At 62.5% G+C, this 18,130-nt stretch carries 10 protein-coding genes; 2 read left to right on the top strand and 8 right to left on the bottom strand.

Annotation, left to right across the window (positions count from 1 at the left end):
- Positions 1–84: 84 nt before the first annotated feature.
- The 8 genes from DYI24_RS06655 to DYI24_RS06620 form a co-directional block, all read right to left on the bottom strand.
- Positions 85–474, bottom strand: a complete 390-nt coding sequence (locus DYI24_RS06655; RefSeq protein ID WP_164571720.1) for a hypothetical protein — start codon at positions 472–474, stop codon at positions 85–87.
- A gap of 135 nt (positions 475–609) precedes the next feature.
- Positions 610–951, bottom strand: a complete 342-nt coding sequence (locus DYI24_RS06650; RefSeq protein WP_164571719.1) for a hypothetical protein — start codon at positions 949–951, stop codon at positions 610–612.
- Positions 952–1,131: 180 nt separating this feature from the next.
- Positions 1,132–1,317 (bottom strand): hypothetical protein, encoded by a 186-nt coding sequence (locus DYI24_RS06645; protein ID WP_107345135.1) that lies wholly within the window; start codon positions 1,315–1,317, stop codon positions 1,132–1,134.
- Positions 1,318–1,520: 203 nt separating this feature from the next.
- Positions 1,521–2,228, bottom strand: a complete 708-nt coding sequence (locus DYI24_RS06640; RefSeq protein ID WP_164571718.1) for a 4'-phosphopantetheinyl transferase family protein — start codon at positions 2,226–2,228, stop codon at positions 1,521–1,523.
- Positions 2,229–2,243: 15 nt separating this feature from the next.
- Positions 2,244–3,344: an alpha/beta hydrolase gene (locus DYI24_RS06635; RefSeq protein ID WP_164571717.1), complete on the bottom strand. Its 1,101-nt coding sequence runs from the start codon at positions 3,342–3,344 to the stop codon at positions 2,244–2,246.
- A 72-nt stretch (positions 3,345–3,416) separates the two neighbouring features.
- Positions 3,417–5,726, bottom strand: coding sequence for a condensation domain-containing protein (locus tag DYI24_RS06630; protein WP_164571716.1), 2,310 nt, complete (start codon positions 5,724–5,726; stop codon positions 3,417–3,419).
- Positions 5,723–13,750 (bottom strand): hybrid non-ribosomal peptide synthetase/type I polyketide synthase, encoded by an 8,028-nt coding sequence (locus DYI24_RS06625; protein ID WP_164571715.1) that lies wholly within the window; start codon positions 13,748–13,750, stop codon positions 5,723–5,725. The genes DYI24_RS06630 and DYI24_RS06625 overlap by 4 nt, the downstream gene beginning before the upstream one ends.
- A 22-nt stretch (positions 13,751–13,772) precedes the next feature.
- Positions 13,773–15,686 carry a non-ribosomal peptide synthetase gene (locus tag DYI24_RS06620; protein ID WP_164571714.1) on the bottom strand — a complete coding sequence of 638 codons (1,914 nt, stop codon included), beginning with the start codon at positions 15,684–15,686 and terminating at the stop codon, positions 13,773–13,775.
- A 552-nt stretch (positions 15,687–16,238) separates the two neighbouring features.
- Between DYI24_RS06620 and DYI24_RS06615 the strand changes: the two genes are divergently transcribed.
- Positions 16,239–17,312 (top strand): acyltransferase family protein, encoded by a 1,074-nt coding sequence (locus DYI24_RS06615; protein ID WP_246701180.1) that lies wholly within the window; start codon positions 16,239–16,241, stop codon positions 17,310–17,312.
- Positions 17,313–17,490: 178 nt separating this feature from the next.
- Positions 17,491–18,130, top strand: a 640-nt coding sequence (locus tag DYI24_RS06610) for an endo-1,4-beta-xylanase (RefSeq protein ID WP_349627746.1), incomplete at its 3' end; no start/stop codon positions are given.

Raw genomic sequence — 18,130 nt, 5'->3', positions numbered from 1 at the left:
GTCTTTGCTTGGGGCGCCCGCCCGGTGAAGCCACGACCTCGGCGGCAGCGCTCAACAGACGCGACGGCGCTCGCTGAGATGATCTCAGCGTGTCGGCGGTCTGGCTTGCTGGGTGGCGCTGTAGCAGGCTTGCGACGACGCGTTGCTCGGATCGCAGGACACCTGGCCATTGCTGCCGGCCGGAACGGGCGATCCACCACTCAGTTCGGGCGAGCCCTTCTTTTTCGGCGCGTCGGGCTTCAGGCCGCCGGGGGTGGTTTTCGGGGCAACCAACCCGCTCTCCGGTGAAAGCTTGGGTGGTTCTCCGGCGCGGGCCGCAAGCGGCGGAAGCATGCCATGCGGCTGCTGGACATAGACCTCGTTGGCGACCCGGAAGGTCCCGGCCCGATCGGCCGAGGACGACTTGACCGCGCCGCTTTCCCAAACGAGACCACCGACGCTCATCGCCGCCAATAGCATTGCCGGGTATGACATCTGCTGCACCCTCGCGATGGGAGATCGTCCGCCCCCCCGGACGATTCTCTCGGTCCCCGTCCTTAGCACCGCCAGCCGCAAATGGCGAAGGCTTCGGCGGCGGTACACACCCGGCCGGACCGCATACCGTCTCGGCTACCGGCGCTGACTGACGATGGCGCTGTTCTGCGAGCCCTGTTGGATGATGTACGAGGCGTTCCCCCCGCCCACCTGCGCCAGAAGCGCCGAGTTCAGAGTACCAGTCTGAGCGATCATCGACACGTTCGCCGTGCCGGGATCAGGCATCTTGGCAGCCGCCTTCATCAAGCGCGCGGCGCTTTCGATCGTCACTGGGACTGCCGTGGTGCGTGCTGATGCGGTCGGGGCCTGCTGCGTCTTGCCGCCCGTGGGCTGGCTCACATAGGCCTCGCTGGCCCAAGCCGGCTGGTAGGCGGCGATGAGAACGGTGGCGACTGATAGTATCCGGATGGTCCGCATCGGTGCTCCCCCTCGATCCACTCAGTATCGGACGCGGTTCCTTTCGAAATCGTAAGAGGCCGGCCCGCCGGCCTCGGCCTGCAGGGCGACTCAGCTCTCGATGTCGAATGATGCCATCAAGCCATGCCGGCGCTCATGACGCAGCAGCACAGATCGGGCCCAGATTTCACCTGGCGGAGATCAGGCGAAGATCAGCCAGCCGATACCGGCCCACAGTCCAGAGCTGATGAAGATCGCGGCCACCCAGGGCCAAGGAGACGAATACTGGAGCTCGGCCAGCGGGCCCGATGGCGGGCCGGCATCGTCGTCCGTACGTCCGAAGGCCGATTCGGGAACTTCGGAGAATGAAATTCCAGAGCTCTTCATTGCCCCCTCCGCCCAATATCGTGACAATGAGCGTCAAAGGTTAACGTGAGCTTGCAAATCGACGACGACTATCGGTGCCTTCGCGTCAGAAAAGGACAGATTGGACGGGATTTGCCGCTGACTAAGCCCCGACCGCCGGTAAGCAGGCCTCCAGCGGCTAGAGTTAGCGCACCGCCACTCCACGGTCTGGAGGAGCTTAAGGCCTAGCGGGTGGCGGCCGCACGTGCCCGGAGGGTCCGCTCGAATCGGAATCTGCGGACGCGGGGGCGAGCCGGCAGCGCCACGCCGGCAACAGCGGCCGCCCTGGCATCCGAGCTCAGATCAATCAGCGCGAGCCGGCGACTCATCGGACTGCGCACCGAAACGGTCCAACTGCCTCTGTCATCCAGCGGCACCTGGAACAGCTTGGGGTCGAGCAGAAAGCCCGTTCCCACAGCCTTCGCCACCGCTTCCTTACGGGTCCATCCACGCAGAAAGAGGTCATTGCGGACGGATCTTTCCAAGCGATGCAGGCAAGCGGCCTCGTGCTGCTCGAAGATGGTATCGATCATTTCCGAATAGTCCGCGGCGACGTCACGATCCTCGACGTCGACTCCGACGGTCCCCGCCTTGGAGATCGCGATCAGCCCGGTCCGCCGGCTGTGCGAAAGGTTGAAATCGATCTCGGCGGCGCGGCCCGCGACAAACGGCCGGCCGTGGGCTCCCACAACGATCGGAACGGCCTCGGCGGCCACGCCGAGGAGTTCGGAAAGCCGTAGCCGCAACGCGCTGTGGATCACACCGTAGCGGTAACGGTCGTCAGCATGGATGAACGCATCAGCCGCAGCGGTCTCGCGCGGATCCAGGAGTTGCCAATCCACCTCCCCGGCTTCATCGAAGCTGATCTCCCAGATCTCAACCGGTTCGCTCATTGTGCCGCGCCTGATCTAGTTGGCCGAACTGGCGCCCGGCCGCGGCCCGCTCGGGATGAGGCCCTCGATCTCCGTCACCGCCCTGACCTCTGCAAAAGTGGTCCTGGGCGGGCTTCCACGCTGGATCAGATGCCCGACAAGAAATTGCACCAGGAGCGTATCGATGATCGCATGCATCCGCTCGGGCGCAATACGTCTGGGGGCCCACGGCCGCCAATCGCGCCAGCGACCTTCGGCATAGAGCTGATCGGAGAAGTCCGCGTGCTTCGCGCCGTCGACCATGAATACCTCCGAACCTGACGAGCGCGCCAGCGTCAGCAGGCAGCCGAAATCCTCCCATCCGATCTTGGTCTCGTAGTTCGGTCGATGCGACCATGTCCGTTCGGCAAATGGCAGCGACGCGTACACCGCCAGAAACGGTCGTTTCAGGCCAGCGGCTGCAGGAGTGTGGATCACCCAGCCGTCGAGATCGACGCCGGCCGCCAATTGCCGATCCAGCGCGAGCGCCCTCGCCGCGACGGCCCCGCCGAACGAATAGCCGACCACCGCAATCCGGGAGAAATCGACTCCCTCGAGCATCGTTGACGCTTGTCCGGTGCGGAGCGCAGCCAAGACCCGCTGAAGCTTGTCATATCCCAGCCGGGTTCGGCGCTCACTGGTGGCCGGGAAGCTGGCATAGTCCTGCGCGGTTTGCATGCTGAACGGCGCCGACCGAACCGTCTCGTCGGCAGCGTCCGTCGCGGGATCCGACGGATCGTGGCTGATGTCGTCCATGGCGACGACGATGAAGCCCGCGCTGGCGATCGTGGAGAGCAACACATCGTTCTCGGACCGGCCGCCGCCCCAGGACGGAACATAGATCACCAGCGGCAGCCCCCGATCAGAAGCTACCGCCTTCACCGCAGGACGCGGCACCGGATTGTTCGGCCTCCAGATGCGGACAGCAATCCCGGTGTCACGGGTGGAATCCGTCAAGACGACTTCGCCGGCACGCGCCTGATCGGTTGGCCTGACGTGCTTCGAGGTGCGACGTTCGGCCCATAGCGAGGCTCCGACCAGCGCTGCCGCTATCAACCCTACCAGAGCGATGAGAAGCACGACGGCACCGCGGCGCATCGTTCAGCCGAGCCCCCGCCGGGAGCCTCCGGCAGGCACGTCGTGATCGTTGCTCGCCGACGACATCGGTCCTCAGCCCACGGAGCGCTTTGCGGACCAACGGCCCTCCCGCCGATCGATCATCCAGCTCATGTATTCGGCAATGGTCGCGACCGCGGGTTCGCGGGTCATGTCGTCGTGTGCACCGGGAACGTCGAAGATCCGCAGCTGCCCATTCACGACCTTGTCCCATCCGAGGCCGCGCTCGAACAACCGTCCGACGCGCGATTTTGTGCTACGGAACAGCACGACTTCGCCGTCATACGGCTTCCAGGGATACAAGGCCCTCGCGTCGAGCAGATAGTCCATCAGGCCGTGATTGAGGAAATCCTCATTGGTGGCCCTCGGACGTGGCGCATCACCGCCGCGGCCGATCAATCGAACGAGTGGATTGTTTCGGATGATCGAGTACTGCGACATCGCGGCTGCAAGGCTCATGTCCCCGGACCGGACTTTCCTGATCCGTGCGAGCAGATCGGGGATGATCCTGTCAGTCAGTTGGACCCGCCTCAGGAAACGGTCGAACCGGCTCATCGATTCCACGTAGCCGGGCGCGACCGTATCGAGCAGAAAGATCACCGACACTTCGCCATTGAGGCTCTTTAGTTGCTGCGCAACTTCGAGCGCGACGTTGCCCATCAGGCAGAGGCTGATCAAATAGTACGGGCCAACGGGATCGTGTGCCCGGATCTGCCGAACCGCGTCGGCCGCGATCCTGCAAATGCTGTCCTGATCGAGCGGCGGCAACTCGGCGTCATCAGCCCATTGCAAGTCGACAAACGGGCGCCCCGCCGCTACCCGTTCTACCAGCGGATAGTACAAGGACCGATTGCTCAACGCGAAGATCGGCGGCAGCTTGCCGTCGGATTGCAGCACGCACGGCTGAAAATAGGGTCGCGTGGAACGTCGGTTCGGCACCCTGCGTTCGAGCGAAAGCGCAAGAGGCTCAACGATATCACCGGCCGGCTGATCGCCCTTCAAAGCGGGCGCAACGCTCTTCGGGTCGCTCCCGGCCGGAGCGATCTGAGCCTCCATCTCCTCCGACCACGCTTTCAGCAGCGCATCAGCAGCGGCAGCGACGTGATGGTCGGTATTGTACTCGCAGGAGATTCGCCACCCCTCCTGCCGCTCCACCAAGAAGAAACTGAATTCGTAGAGGCAGCCCGTCGTCGCCGACGGCAGCGACACCAGTTCGAAGTCGCCATGCCGGATCACGCCGGCCTGGCCGGTCTCGACATTGCCGGCGGCGAAGTTGATGGCGTAGCCGAGCGGCAGATCTTTCCGATCCGACAGTTCGATGCCGGCGGCGATCTCGGCGAAAGGCAGCGCCTTGTTCGCCAGTGCCTGCGAGACCTCGTCCCTGATGCGGCGCGCGTGCGTGAGCGGATCGCTCCCCGCCTCGATCCCGAGCCTCAGGACCACAGTGTTGACCACGGGGCCGACCAGATCGAACAGCAACGGATCATCACGGTTGGCGACCTGCGTCCCGATGACGATCTCGTCGGCCTCCAGCTTGCGGCCCAGCGCGCGCGTCAGGGCCGCACACGTCAGCCCATACATCGTGAAGCCTTCCTGCTGCGCCAGTGATTGCAGCGCATCCGTCAACAGCCTCGGAAGAACACGGCTCCTAATCTCGCCGTTGCGGCCGGCATCGAGCACGGGCTGCCTGGTCGGTTTGATGTCCAAAGGTGACAGCCCCGACAGCTTGCCACGCCAGTATTGCCGCTCCTCGGTCAGGCCGTCGCTCGCCAGTAACGCCGACTGCCACTGCGCATAGTCCACGTACTGAAGGTTCAACTCGCGGCAGTCTGGCCTTTGACCGCGCTCCAGTGTCTCGACCACCTGGGCAAATTCGTGCGCGATCAGTCCGACCGACCAGAGATCTGCGATGGCGTGATGGATCGTTAGCAGCAGGATCGCTTCGTTCGGCGAGCGCCGAAGCACGGTCGTTCGCCAGGGTGGCGCGACCACAGGATCGAACGCCGCCCTCGCCTCCAATGACGCAAGCCGCTCCGCCTCCGCCTGGTAGCGCTCGCTCGATAGCTGCGACAGATCGATCAGCGATAGTTTCGGCGAAGTGTCGACGACAATCTGTGAGTAGCCGTCGGCCGAGCGTTCAAATCTCGTCCGGAGCGCCTCGTGTCGATCGGCGAGAAAGTCCAGCGCCTTCTGGAGCGTCTGGTCGCGCACCGCTCCCTTCATCTGCCAGCGCATCGCGATATTGGCTAGCGAAGAGCCTGGATTGCGTCTCTGCAGTTCGAGAAACCGCTCTTGAATACTGGTGCAGCGGACCGGTTCAATCCCCGGCTCTTGTCCGACTGCTGAGGGGACCTGCGTCTTCATGTTGTCCTCACGCGGCTCGAGGAACGCCGAAACTCGGCGAGCGATGGCGTCTTCTTGTCGGACGACTGCGCTTTTGCCGCGACGGAAGCTCGCCGCGCCAAATCGCCCATGCTTGGATTGGTCATCAGATCTTGTGCCCGGATCGGCAGCTTCGCTTCGGAAAACCGCGCAGCCATCCGGAAGACGTGCAGACTGGTTGCACCGAGCGCGAAAACCCGGTCGTCCGGCTTGATCCCGGTTCGGTTCAACGCCGCCTCGACGATCGAGATCACCTTGGTCAGAACCTCCGGTGCCGGCTCGTCGCGCACCTCCGCCTTGTCGATGAAACTGACGACGATCGACGGACTGACGATCGTTGCGGACAGCGCCTTCCGATCCAGTTTGCCGTTTGCAGTCTTGGGCAATTCGGCAACCGCGACAAAACGGTTGGGAACCATGTAGTGAGGCAGGCTGAGCTGCGCCGTCTGCTGCAGGCTCACCGTCATGCCCGGCTTCGCCACGAAGGCAGCCACCAGCGCGGCGTCGGCAGTGCCGGCATTCTCGACCATGACCGCGGCGTCCAAGATCTCTGGACAGGTGCGCAGCACGGACTCGATCTCTTCCAACTCGATACGGAAGCCGCGGATCTTCACCTGCTGATCGCGCCGGCCGAGCAGTTGAATGCCGCCGTCCGCCAAGCGCGTTGCCAAATCGCCGGTGCGATACAGACGCACAGTTTCGCCATCCGGTAACGACATCACGGGAAACGCTGCGGCTGTCAGATCGGGCCGGTTGACGTAGCCCTTCGCAAGACCAAGTCCTCCAATGCACAACTCCCCAGGGGTGCCGACCGGCGCCTGCGTTCCGTCATCGGATAGGATATAGAGATCAGTATGAGCCACTGGCTCGCCGATGACGATCGGCCGGCTGGCATCGACAATCCGTCCGCAGGCCGACCAAATCGTGGTCTCCGTCGGCCCATACATGTTCCACAGTTCGAAGCCCGCGGCGATCAGCTTCTCGGCAACATCGCGCGGCAACGCCTCCCCGCCGCTCAATGCGCGAAGCGGGCGCGATGGCTGCAAACCAGCTTCAAGAAGTACGCGCCAAAGCGTCGGTGTCGCCTGAACGATCGTTGCAGAGCTGGTTTCAATCAACCGCACGACGCTCTCGGGCTCGAGCAACCTGTCCTTGCTGCAGATTACGGTCCGTCCGCCGCAATACAGCGGCAGCAGCAGCTCGAGAACTGCGATGTCGAACGACACCGTGGTCACTGCGACGATCCGATCATCGGCGCCGAAGCCTGGCCGGACCGCCATCGAACCGAGGAAATTGGCGAGTGCGCGGTGAGTGATCTCCACGCCCTTGGGCGTTCCGGTCGAGCCGGACGTGAAAATCACATAAGCGGTCGAGTCCAGCACCTCCTGCGAGGGCACCGGTTCGGGACGAGCGGACGAGGCAGCGTCGATCTGTGCGGCATCTCGCACGAGATCAATCACGGGCACCCCCATTTCGGCCGCAACCGGGCAGTCCGCTCCTGACGTGACGAAGACCGCCACCTCGGCCGCTTCAGCCATCTGCCGAATTCGTGCCACGGGAAGCGAAGGATCGACCGGGACGTAGGCGAGCCCCGCTTTCGCGACCGCGACCAAGGCCACCGGCAGATCAAGGCCCCGTTGAACCGCAACCGCGACCCGGGCTCCGTTGGCCGGATTCAGCGCTCTCAACAGCCCCGCAATACGATTGCTCCTCGATTCCAGATCGCGATAGCGCAGAACTTCCGCCTCGTACTCCACCGCAACCGCGTCAGGCGTACGGTCGCAGTTCCGCTCGATCATCTCCACCAGAGGAATGTCGAAACGCGAGGCTTGCAGTGCGTAGGTCTTTCCGCCTGCAGTCCCAGGAACGGTTGGCTTCTGCAGCTTCAGGTCCTGCAGGATGATCTGGGGCTGCTCGAGCGCTTGTCCCAAAATCTTGCGGAGCTGATCGAGCCATCCCGACACCGTCGTCCGATCCAGAAGATCGGTCGCGAAATCGACCTCGATCGTGATGTCGTCGTCCGTTTCGATCATGTTGATGAAGATGTCGAAATTGACGAAGGCCTTTGGATTGGTATCGACGCGCGTGTCGGCGCCGCGGAATGTCAGCCTAGAGCCGACCCGTTCAAGATTGAACTGAATGTCCGACAGCGGCGTCCGGTTGATGCTACGGGGAATGTCCAGATCACGGACCAACGATCCCAACGTGTAGTCCTGGTGATCGAAGATCTCGTTCAGCTTCTCGTCGACCTGCTTCAGATGCTCACAGAAAGAGACGGCGGACCGAGCGGTGACCGGCACCGGCAGGAAGTTCACGCAGTGCCCGACCAGATCCTGCCGATCCAGCAATGCCTGGCCGCCCATCGGGACGGTCAACACAACGCTCTCGTTATCGCAAAGCCGCGCGAACAGAGTCTGCACCGAGGCAAACAGCACCGTGAACAGGGTTACGCCCTGGCGTTTGGCCAGCTCTCTGGCCCCGCCGCAGAGGTCCTGCCCCAACCGCTCGCGCAGGGATGCACCGAGGAAGCTCTTGACCTCCGGGCGTGGGCGGTCGAGCGGAAGCTCCGAGGCGACCGGCACATCCGCGAACTGCTTTCGCCAGAACTCGATCGTGGACGCAGACGGCCGCGGCCGCTCCGCAGCATGTTCGGCGAAACTCGCGGCGGGCACCAGCGACGGCGTTCTTCCGTCACGATAAGCGTTGTAGGTCTCGGCCAAGTCACCGAGCAGGACATTCATAGACCAGCCGTCACAGATGATGTGATGCGCGGTGAACACAAGCACGTGGACGTCAGATCGCAGACACAGAACGCTGGCACGAACCAACGGCCCCTTGAAAAGGTCAAATGGCGTTCTTGCATCCTTGGCAAGCCACTGCGCCAGTTCGGCATCGGCGTTGGCCTCGTCGAGCTTGACGACCGGCACCTTGGGCACGAAATCCGGACTGATCTCGAGCATGCCGGTGAAGTCAACGACACGGCTACGAAGTGCCTCGTGACGCCGGACGACTTCTTCAACCGCTTTGATCAACGCACTCTCGACGACGGGCCCATCGAAGCGAATGCTGACGGACTCGTTGAACGCCATCGAGGCTGCATCGCCCATTTGCGCCGCGAGCAACACCTCCATTTGAGGCTCGGTCAGGGGTACCGTTTTGAGTTTCTGCGGCTGCGGTTGAGCTTGACCATCACCACTACGGCCCGTCTTCCTGGTGACACTCTTGGCTTCTCCCGTGATCAGCCCGGCGTCCGCGAAGGCCCCTATCGCTCGTTCGAACGCGCCGTCGATCGCCTGGCACTGAACGGCCTCGTGTGCAGTGGTGAGAAAACACGGGAAACCTTCGTGGACGTGAATCCCCTGTAGGCGAAGCTCGGCAAACAACAGGCCGGCGAACCGTCCCAAAGGCGCACCATCGACGAAGAACCAGCTCGCACATGTCTCGGCCCGCGTCGGCAGTCCGTAGTTGTCGAGGTGCGAATTGATCCGATCGACAAGCTGCCCCGTGCGCTGCGCCAAGGGCGCATAGATCTCGGCCTTGTTCCGTTCGATGTGCTCGAGCACAGCGCGTGCTGCGGCGAGCACCATCGGATGCCGAACGAACGTTCCGGCGAAGAATGTCGGAGCAACTTCCGGCTCGCTCTCGTCGCCGTATTGCCAGAAGCCGCCGTCCAGCGCGTCCATGAAATCCGCGCGGCCTGCGACCACCCCGATCGGCATTCCTCCGCCCAGCACTTTGCCATAGGTCGCCAGGTCAGCCTTGATACCAAAAACCTTCTGCATGCCACCGGGGTCGACCCGGAAGCCGGTCACCACCTCGTCGAACACCAGCGCCGTCCCGCTCTTTGCGGTCAGCTCTCGCAGCGACGCCACGAAGTCTCGCGGCTGCAAAGCAGGATGCCGGCTTTGAATCGGCTCGACGATAACGGCCGCGAGATCGTCGGCGATTTGGCTGACAAGCTCGAGGCTTGCTGGATGGCCGTACGGCAGAACGATCATCTGCCCGACGTTTTCGGCCGGGATGCCGGACGCGATCGGAAGTGCACCGGGGACGCTGCCCGCGCGGCACGACTTGATCAGAACCTCATCGAACTGACCGTGATAGGCGCCACTGAACACGACGACCTTCTGTCGTCCGGTCACAGCGCGGGCCACCCGGATGGCGGCCATGACAGCTTCTGAACCGGTGTTACAGAAGGCGACCCGCTCATTGCCGGTCATGGCGCTAATTCGCGCCGCGACTTCCCCGGCCAGTTCGGTCTGCGGTCCGATCGCGAATCCGTCTTCCAACTGTGCGTGCAACGCGGCGGCGACGAATGGCGGGACATGGCCGAACATCGTCTGGCCGTAGCCATTCACCAAATCAATGTACTCGTTGCCGTCGACATCCCAGATCGACGCTCCCTTCGACCGCTTGCACACGATCGGGTAAACCATCTCCTTCCACTGCGCATTGAAGCCGCTTGCCGTCCGGGGATCGGCAAGAACTCTGCGCGACGCCTGAGCGCGTGACTTCGATCCAGGAGTGCGGTCGTTATAGCGCCGGACAAGTTTCTCGATGTAGGAGCGCTGCTCCGGTGCGAGTGCGAGATCACCATCGGCGGCACCGGGGCGATACATCTTGAACCGCCCGCCCCCTTCCTCACCCGTGTCGGGCATCACGAGGGTACTCTCAGGCGCGCGCCCTGCGCTGCTATTGGCGACTACCGCCGCAACAGGCAACTCGGCAGCGACACCCTGGTCTTTGCCGACCGCCGCAAGCTGAGCGGCAAAAATCCGCTCCATCGAGTGCAGTTGCTCGCGAAGCAACGCCTCGACTCCCGTGGCGCCCGTCATCACCGGCGCCGGTTGGTCTTTCGACAACACAGCCACTGCCGGCCGCTCGACCATCGCGACCTGCGGCTCCACGGCTGCTCGCTCGGCCTGGGGCAATTTGTCGGCCGGGGCCGAGGCCTTCAACATCGCAGCCAGGGCGTCCAGCGAGTTGAGATCTCGCATCAACTGCCGGAACGTGATCTTCACCCCAAACGACTTGTTGACGCGCTGCGCGACCTGACCGAGCAGCAAGGAATCGAACCCAAGTGAAATGAACGAGGTCGCCGCTTCCTGATCCGAAAGAGGTCGTCCCGAGACATCTGACAGAATAGCCGCAAGCGCCTTGATCAGCGCCTTCGAGACCTCGTCACCCGACATCTTACTCTCCATCGAAACACTACGCAGACCATCCTGATCGCTACGCGCCTCCTGCGGAGGAGCGGTCTGAGGGAACGCGTCTCCTCGGGCCGATGCGACTGGCATGGTCATCTTAGGACCGGCCGCAGCAGGACGCGCGATCCAATGGCGCGTGCGCTCGAACGGATAGCTTGGCAATCGCAGCCGTGCGGCACCCGCGGCTGGACGAACATCGGATTTCAGCCTCGCGCCGTGTGCCCACAGATCTCCGAGCGCTTGAGCGAAGGTGAGCTCTTCGTCGTTTCGCTCCGCATAGTCCGGTGCGGTCGTAACGATCGCCCGGACCTTCGACGCGGACGATGAGGCCCCTGCAAATGTCGACAGCGTTCGACCCGGGCCGACCTCCACCAGCAGACAATCCAGCCGTTCGGACATCGAATCGATCAGTGTGGTGAGCGCGGCGCGGAAGCTGACAGGCTCGCGGCATTGACGGGCCCAATAGACCGGTGACGTGGCCTCCGCCGCGGTCATCCAAGTTCCAGTGACGGTCGAGATCAGCCGACGCTTCGGTGGTCGGAGTGCAATCCCTGCCGCAACCCTCTCGAGCTCGACTGCCACCGGATCCATCATTGCTGAATGGAAGGCGTGTGACGTGTGGAGACGTCGATGGGGAATTTCCGCACTCTCCAACCGGCGCTCGAGTTCTTCCACAGCTTCAAAAGGACCGCTGGCGACACTGAGACGGGGCGAATTGTCGGACGCAATCTCGACCCCGACTGGCAGGTGCGCCGACAGCTCGCTTGCCGCCAACCGCACGCTGAGCATGGCGCCGGGCGCCTGGGCCTGCATGATCCGTCCGCGATGCACCACAAGCTTGAGCGCATCTTGATACGACATCACGCCCGCCAGCGCCGCCGCGACCAACTCGCCGAGGCTGTGGCCGATCATCGCTTTCGGCTCGATACCGGACCGGAGCAGACGCTGTGCCAGAGCATATTCGATGAGGAAGAGCGCCGGCTGCGCCAACGTCGTCGATCGGATCGCATGATCGTCGACATCACGATCGTCGAACAGCACGGCGAGGATATCGACGCCAAGATGTTCTTTGACGATTGCGGCCCCAAGCTCGACGTCGGCGCGGAATTCGCGATCGGACTCGAAGAGCCAACGCCCCATCCCCGGGTACTGAGCGCCCTGGCCAGGAAACATGAACACCGCGCCAGGTCGAAGCGATGAAGGTCGGGGGTCGGAGCGGACTTCCCGCAACGACTGAACCGCTCCCTCCACGGAATTGACCGCGACCGCCCAGCGCCGATCGAACGTTCGCCGTCCTGCGGCAAGAGTATGGGCGAGTTCGTTCAAGCCAATGCGCTCGCCACGCTGCACTGCCGCCTCAAGATGGTCGGCCAGCCGGAGGCGCATCGCCTCCAGGGCAGTGGGGGACCGGGCAGACAGCCGGAGAACCACCGCATTCTCGACCGGCAACGAGCTCTCCGCTGCAGTCGGTGGTGATTCCTCCAGGCACAGATGCACATTGGTGCCTCCGACCCCGAAGGCGCTGACGCCGGCGCGGCGCGGCGCATCTCCCCGAGGCCAGTCCTGCAACTCCGTCGCCACCCGGAATCCCCGCTTCGCGAGGTCCAGGTGTGGGTTCGGCTCGGAGAAATTTGCCTGAGGCGGCACAATGCCGTGGTGAAGCATCAAGGCGGTTTTGATCAGCCCTGTCACGCCCGCCGCGGCATCCAGGTGACCGACATTCGCCTTCACCGATCCCAGGGTGCAGTTGCGGTCTTCGATCGCACCGGTGGAAGCTTCAGCGAACGCTTGCGACAGCCCCTCGATCTCGATCGGATCACCCAGCGGCGTGCCGGTGCCGTGACACTCGACGTAACCAATCGATTCCGCTTCGAATCCGGCCATCGCGAGCGCGGCCGCGATGCACTCTGCCTGCCCGCCGACGCTGGGAGCCGTGAACCCAACCTTGGCTGCGCCATCATTATTGATGCCGTAACCTCTGATCACCGCGTAGATCGCGTCGCGATCAGCGACGGCATCCGCCAACCGTTTGATTGCCACCACGCCTGCACCGGAGCCGAACACGGTCCCGGCCGCATCGACATCGAACGGCCGGCAGGAGCCATCGCGGGAGGCAATTCCGCCGTCCTGATAGATGTACCCGCGTTTCTGGGGGAACGTGACGGAGACGCCGCCGGCCAATGCCATGTCGCACTGCAGAGCCGCGAGACTTTCGCACGCTTGCGCGACGGCAAGAAGCGAGGTCGAACAGGCACTCTGGACTGAAACTGCCGGTCCTTTGAGATTGAGCTTGTAGGCGACCCGCGTCGCAACGAAGTCATTGAGCGTGCCGAGGAGCTCCGAATAGGAGCCCACCTGGAACTGCGACGTGAACCGCTCGAGGGCGGCGCGATCGGGGCACACGTGTCGCAAGAAATAAGTATTCAGCGAGGCGCCGGCGAAGACGCCAACCGCCCCCTGATAACGCTCCGGGTCATACCCCGCATCGTCCAACGCCTCGGAGCAGATCTCGAGGAAAATCCGCTGCTGCGGATCTGTCAAATCCGCTTCGCGCGGCGACATACCAAAGTATTCGCTGTCGAACAGATCGACGTCGTCCAGAATAGGCTTGGCCGCGACAAAGTCGGGATCGGCACGCTCCTGGTCCGCGAAGGAGTCTTCCAGCTCTTCAGGCGAGAAACGCGAAACGCTCGTGCGCCCCGCTTTAATGTTCTGCCAAAACTTCTGAACGTCGGGTGCGCCTGGAAAGCGACCAGAAAGTCCCACTATCGCGAAGCCGATCTCATTACTGTCCGACATCTCGCCTCAGCTCCGTCTAGCCCTATGCGTGATGGCTCCGAACATTGAGCGCGCCATACGCCGCACTCATCGCACGTCTCTGCCTGCGTCCACGCGCCGCTCCGGCAATGGCGAGCGACCGATGCGAGGCTCCGTCCAGACAAGCCTGGAATTCGGCGATGCTGGGATGGGCGAACAGGTCCGTAACTGGAAATCGAATCCCGATCGCCGCCTGAATGCGCTCGTGCGCCGCGATCATCTGCAGCGACGTCGCGCCAAGATCGAACAGGTTCGCCCTGGCATCGACCGACTTGCCCAGCAATGCGCTCCAGATGTCCGCCACGATCGATCCGACACTGTCGTCAGAGAAATCTTCATCGTCGGTACGCGCGCCCAGCTGCTCCGTCGCGATCAGGTCGCTCAGCAGCTTCGCTCTGTCGATCTTGCCGTTCTTGTTGAGCGGCAACTCATCCACGATCTTGATCGTTGATGGGATCGCTTGGGCGGGGAATTGCGATTTGAGCCTGCGGATGATGCCGGCTTCAAGATCATCGGCAGCGTCACCTGGCAGCGGCTTCAAGAAAGCGACAATCCGCTTTACGTCGCCTCGATCCGCGGACAGAACCACCGCCGCGTCGGCCAGGACCGGATCCTGCCGCAGCGCCTGCTCTACGCCGTCGAGCTCGATACGCACGCCGTTGATTTTGACCTGACGGTCCCGCCGACCACGGAACTCGATCGCTCCGTCGCTCCGGCGACGGACGTAATCCCCGGTGAGATAAAGCCGAGCCTCCGGATCGTCAGACAACGGATCAACGACAAACTTCTCCGCGGTCAGCTCCGGGCGATTGAGGTAGCCGAGCGCCAACCCGATCCCACCCGCGCAAAGCTGACCTTCCTCACCGTCCGGAACGGGCTCTAGCGCATCCGATAAAATGTGCACACTCGTGCCCGAAATCGGAAAGCCGATCGGCACCGGCCCATCGCCCCAGCCCGTGCGCGGAATCGAATAGCAGCACGTGAACGTCGTATTTTCAGTGGGGCCGTACCCGTTGACGATCGTGCAGTCCGGCAGCAGAGCCATCGCACGACGAACGTGCACCGGCGAAAGGACGTCGCCGCCGGCCAGCAGGGTCGCGAGACCCGACAGCGCCTCTGGCCGCTCGTCGACCATCAGATGGAAAAGACCGGCGGTGAGCCAGGCCGCATTGACCGAAAAACGCCCCAGCGTCTCGGCGATCCGATCGACCGACAGCACCGCATCTTCGACGATGACGATCTGCCCGCCGTTCAACAACGGCCCCCAGATTTCCAACGTCGAGGCATCGAACGCCAATGGCGCCGCATGCAGCATCACAGTCGCGGGCGACAACGTCATGAAGTCCGTATCAACAACCAGCCTGACGATGGCCTGATGCGGCACCACAACGCCCTTCGGCCGCCCTGTCGATCCCGACGTGAACATCACATAGGCAGGCAAGGATGGCGTCAGATCAAGCGCCAACGGATCACCGGGCTCAAGCCGCGAGGCATCCAGCTCGTCTCTCAGGCGGCGCTGCTCGATCGCGTCAATCAAAGCCGGTTGATGCTCCGTCAAAACCAGCGTCGGCTGTGCATCCTGGATGGCGCCGCCGATCGCTTCCGGGCCTAGCCCGATATCAAGGGGCATATAGACTCCGCCCACCTTCAAAATCGCGGTCATGCCGATCAGCGTATCGATCGAGCGCCCAGTCAGGAGGACAACAATCGAGCCAACCTTCACGCCTCTTTTGACAAGCAATCGTGCCAATTGGTTCGAACGAAACTCAAACTCGGCAAAGGTAATCCGCCCACGCTCGGAAATGGCGGCAACGGATTCCGGAAAACGTTGGGCAATCTGCTGAAGAACATCTGGAACGGTGCATGCCGCGGCCGCGTCCCTGCCAGATCCTTCTTTGATAACCACGGTGCTCGCCATGACTATCCCTACCCTTGCAACCAACTAACGGCAATCTGCCTCGCATATTAAGCTTACTCTTAACCCGACTGTAAGCGAAAGCGCTAACGCGGATCGATCACGCGAGCCTGATCCCGATCAACGATAGTTTCTGCGATGGCGAGCGTTGACCTATATGTCAACACACTCCACTCATCGCGCCTCGCGAGCGCTGCAAGGAACCATCGCAACCGTCGTCGCTCGACACCAATGCCTGCGGAACAACCATTGCGAGCCGGACACTTCACACGCCATCCTCTCTCACGCGCACAATTTGATGAGAGACTAACTCGCACTTGAAAGGCTCTCAAAAACCTACAATGATGTTGCACAGCGCAACGACCCACCGTCGCACACGCACTACGATGCGACTTCGCGCACCGCGATCACGATATTTCTGCACTACGTTGAACGCCAAGCTGTTCAACGCCGAATGCATCCTTGTCAACGATCACTGGGTATCGCGCAATGTCATTGCAATCACTCGGAGACCGCCTTGATGCAAGCGCCGGACGCCCTTCCGGCTTCGACTACATGAAGGTCTCGCTCGCGGTCATGGTGATCGCGACGCACAGCGTGCTGACGAGCTATGGGCAAGCCGCGGATGCCGCCATGTGGGACACACCCGCACGGCCTTTCCTGCGATCTGTGCTTCCGATGTTCTTCGGAGTGAGCGGGTTTCTGGTTGCCGCCAGCCTGGATCGCTGCAAGACACTCATCAAGTTCTTTGGACTTCGGGCGATCAGAATATTCCCGGCACTTACCGTAGAGGTGCTGCTGTCCGCATTTCTGATCGGTCCGATGCTGACCACACTGGCATTGAGCGACTATTTCACCGACAAGCTGTTCTTCCTCTACCTGCTCAACGCGATTGGTGAGATCCACTATCTTCTTCCAGGCGTGTTTCAAGACAATCCCAAGCCGGATATCGTCAACGCTCAGCTCTGGACCGTGCCTTTCGAGTTGTACACCTATGGGGTGATCGGGCTGCTGGCCGTTGCCGGCGTGCAACGCTATCGCATCTTGGGTCCGATCTCGGTTGTCGTGCTGATCGTATTTCATTTCGTCGCCCGCCTGTGGTGGCATGGATGGCAATATCTGCCCTTCAACGGCAACGTTCCGGGTTTCGCCCTGATGATCTCGGGGATCGTCGGCCTGTCGCTATATTACTACCGCTATGAAATTCCGTGGCGTTGGTCCGTATTCTGGGGCGCCACGGCGGTTGCGTTGCTCGGGATGTACTCCCGCTACGGCGGCGAATATTTTGGCGCGCTGGTCGTTCCTTATGTCGCGATCTTCCTAGGCCTCACCACACCGCGCCGCCTCGCAATTGTGCGCGACCGCGATTACTCGTACGGGATGTACCTGTACGGATTTGTCATCCAACAGACCTTCGCAGCCATGATTCCGTCCGGCCGCGTCTGGTGGATCAATATCCTGGTATGCGTGCCGCTCGCAGCGATCCTCGCGGCGATGTCATGGCACTTTGTGGAGCGTCCCGCTCAGCAACTGAAGTCTCTGGTCGGGTCGTTTGAAAAGCAATATCTGCGGATCATGCGCCGGACCACAGTAGTCCCCGGCGGTGCTCCTGTGAGAGCGGATGCATGAGCATCTGGGCCGGCGAGCAGGATATGCACCTCCTGCTCGGACATCTCAGACTACCTGGCAGCCGCAACTTGATCGAGTGAGACAAGACAGAATGGCGTTCGACCGCGCTCGTCTTGGGCGCCCCACATCCTTTTTCGGTCAGCTCCGCGCTCGAGCACGCCGGTTGGTACCGATTGTGGTGACGGCGACCATCATGGCTGCCGGCGCTGCCCTTGATCAGCGAAGTGCCCTCGCCTCGGATGCTACCAGCGATCGCGCCGAACAGCAGGCCAGCCCGTGGGGCGTCGCCACCGGCGCCGAATGGCTTGATGATCATCGCCGGTTCAATCCGATCCTGGCGAAGGCCGGCGTCAAATGGCTGCGGGCCTTCCAGGAATGGCAGACCATTCAGCCCACCCCAGGCACCTGGAACTGGGCCCCAGCTGATCGACTCGTCAGCGATGCAACGGCGAACGGCATCAGCCTGCTGTATCCGCTAGCCTATCTGGCGCCCTGGGCCTCCGCCGATGGCGGCACGCGCGCTTTCCCAATTAAGGACATCCAGTACTGGAAAGACTACGTCGGCGCCATCGTCGAGCGCTATCGCGGGTCAGTGAAACACTGGGAGATCTGGAACGAGTTCAACGGCAGCTTCGCCGTTAACGGAAATCCGTCCATCTACGCCGAGCTGGTCAAGGAGGCGTCGACGGCCGCCAAGCGCATCGATCCATCGGCAAAGATCGGAGTTAGCGTCGCAAATTTCGACGTCAACTTCCTGGAACGCGCTATCGAAGCGGGCGCGGCCGGACATTTCGATTTCATCTGCGTGCACCCCTACG

This window comes from Rhodopseudomonas sp. BR0C11, from assembly GCF_010820945.1.
Classification (GTDB): Bacteria; Pseudomonadota; Alphaproteobacteria; order Rhizobiales; family Xanthobacteraceae; genus Rhodopseudomonas; species Rhodopseudomonas palustris_H.
This window is presented reverse-complemented; position numbering and strand designations above follow the sequence as displayed.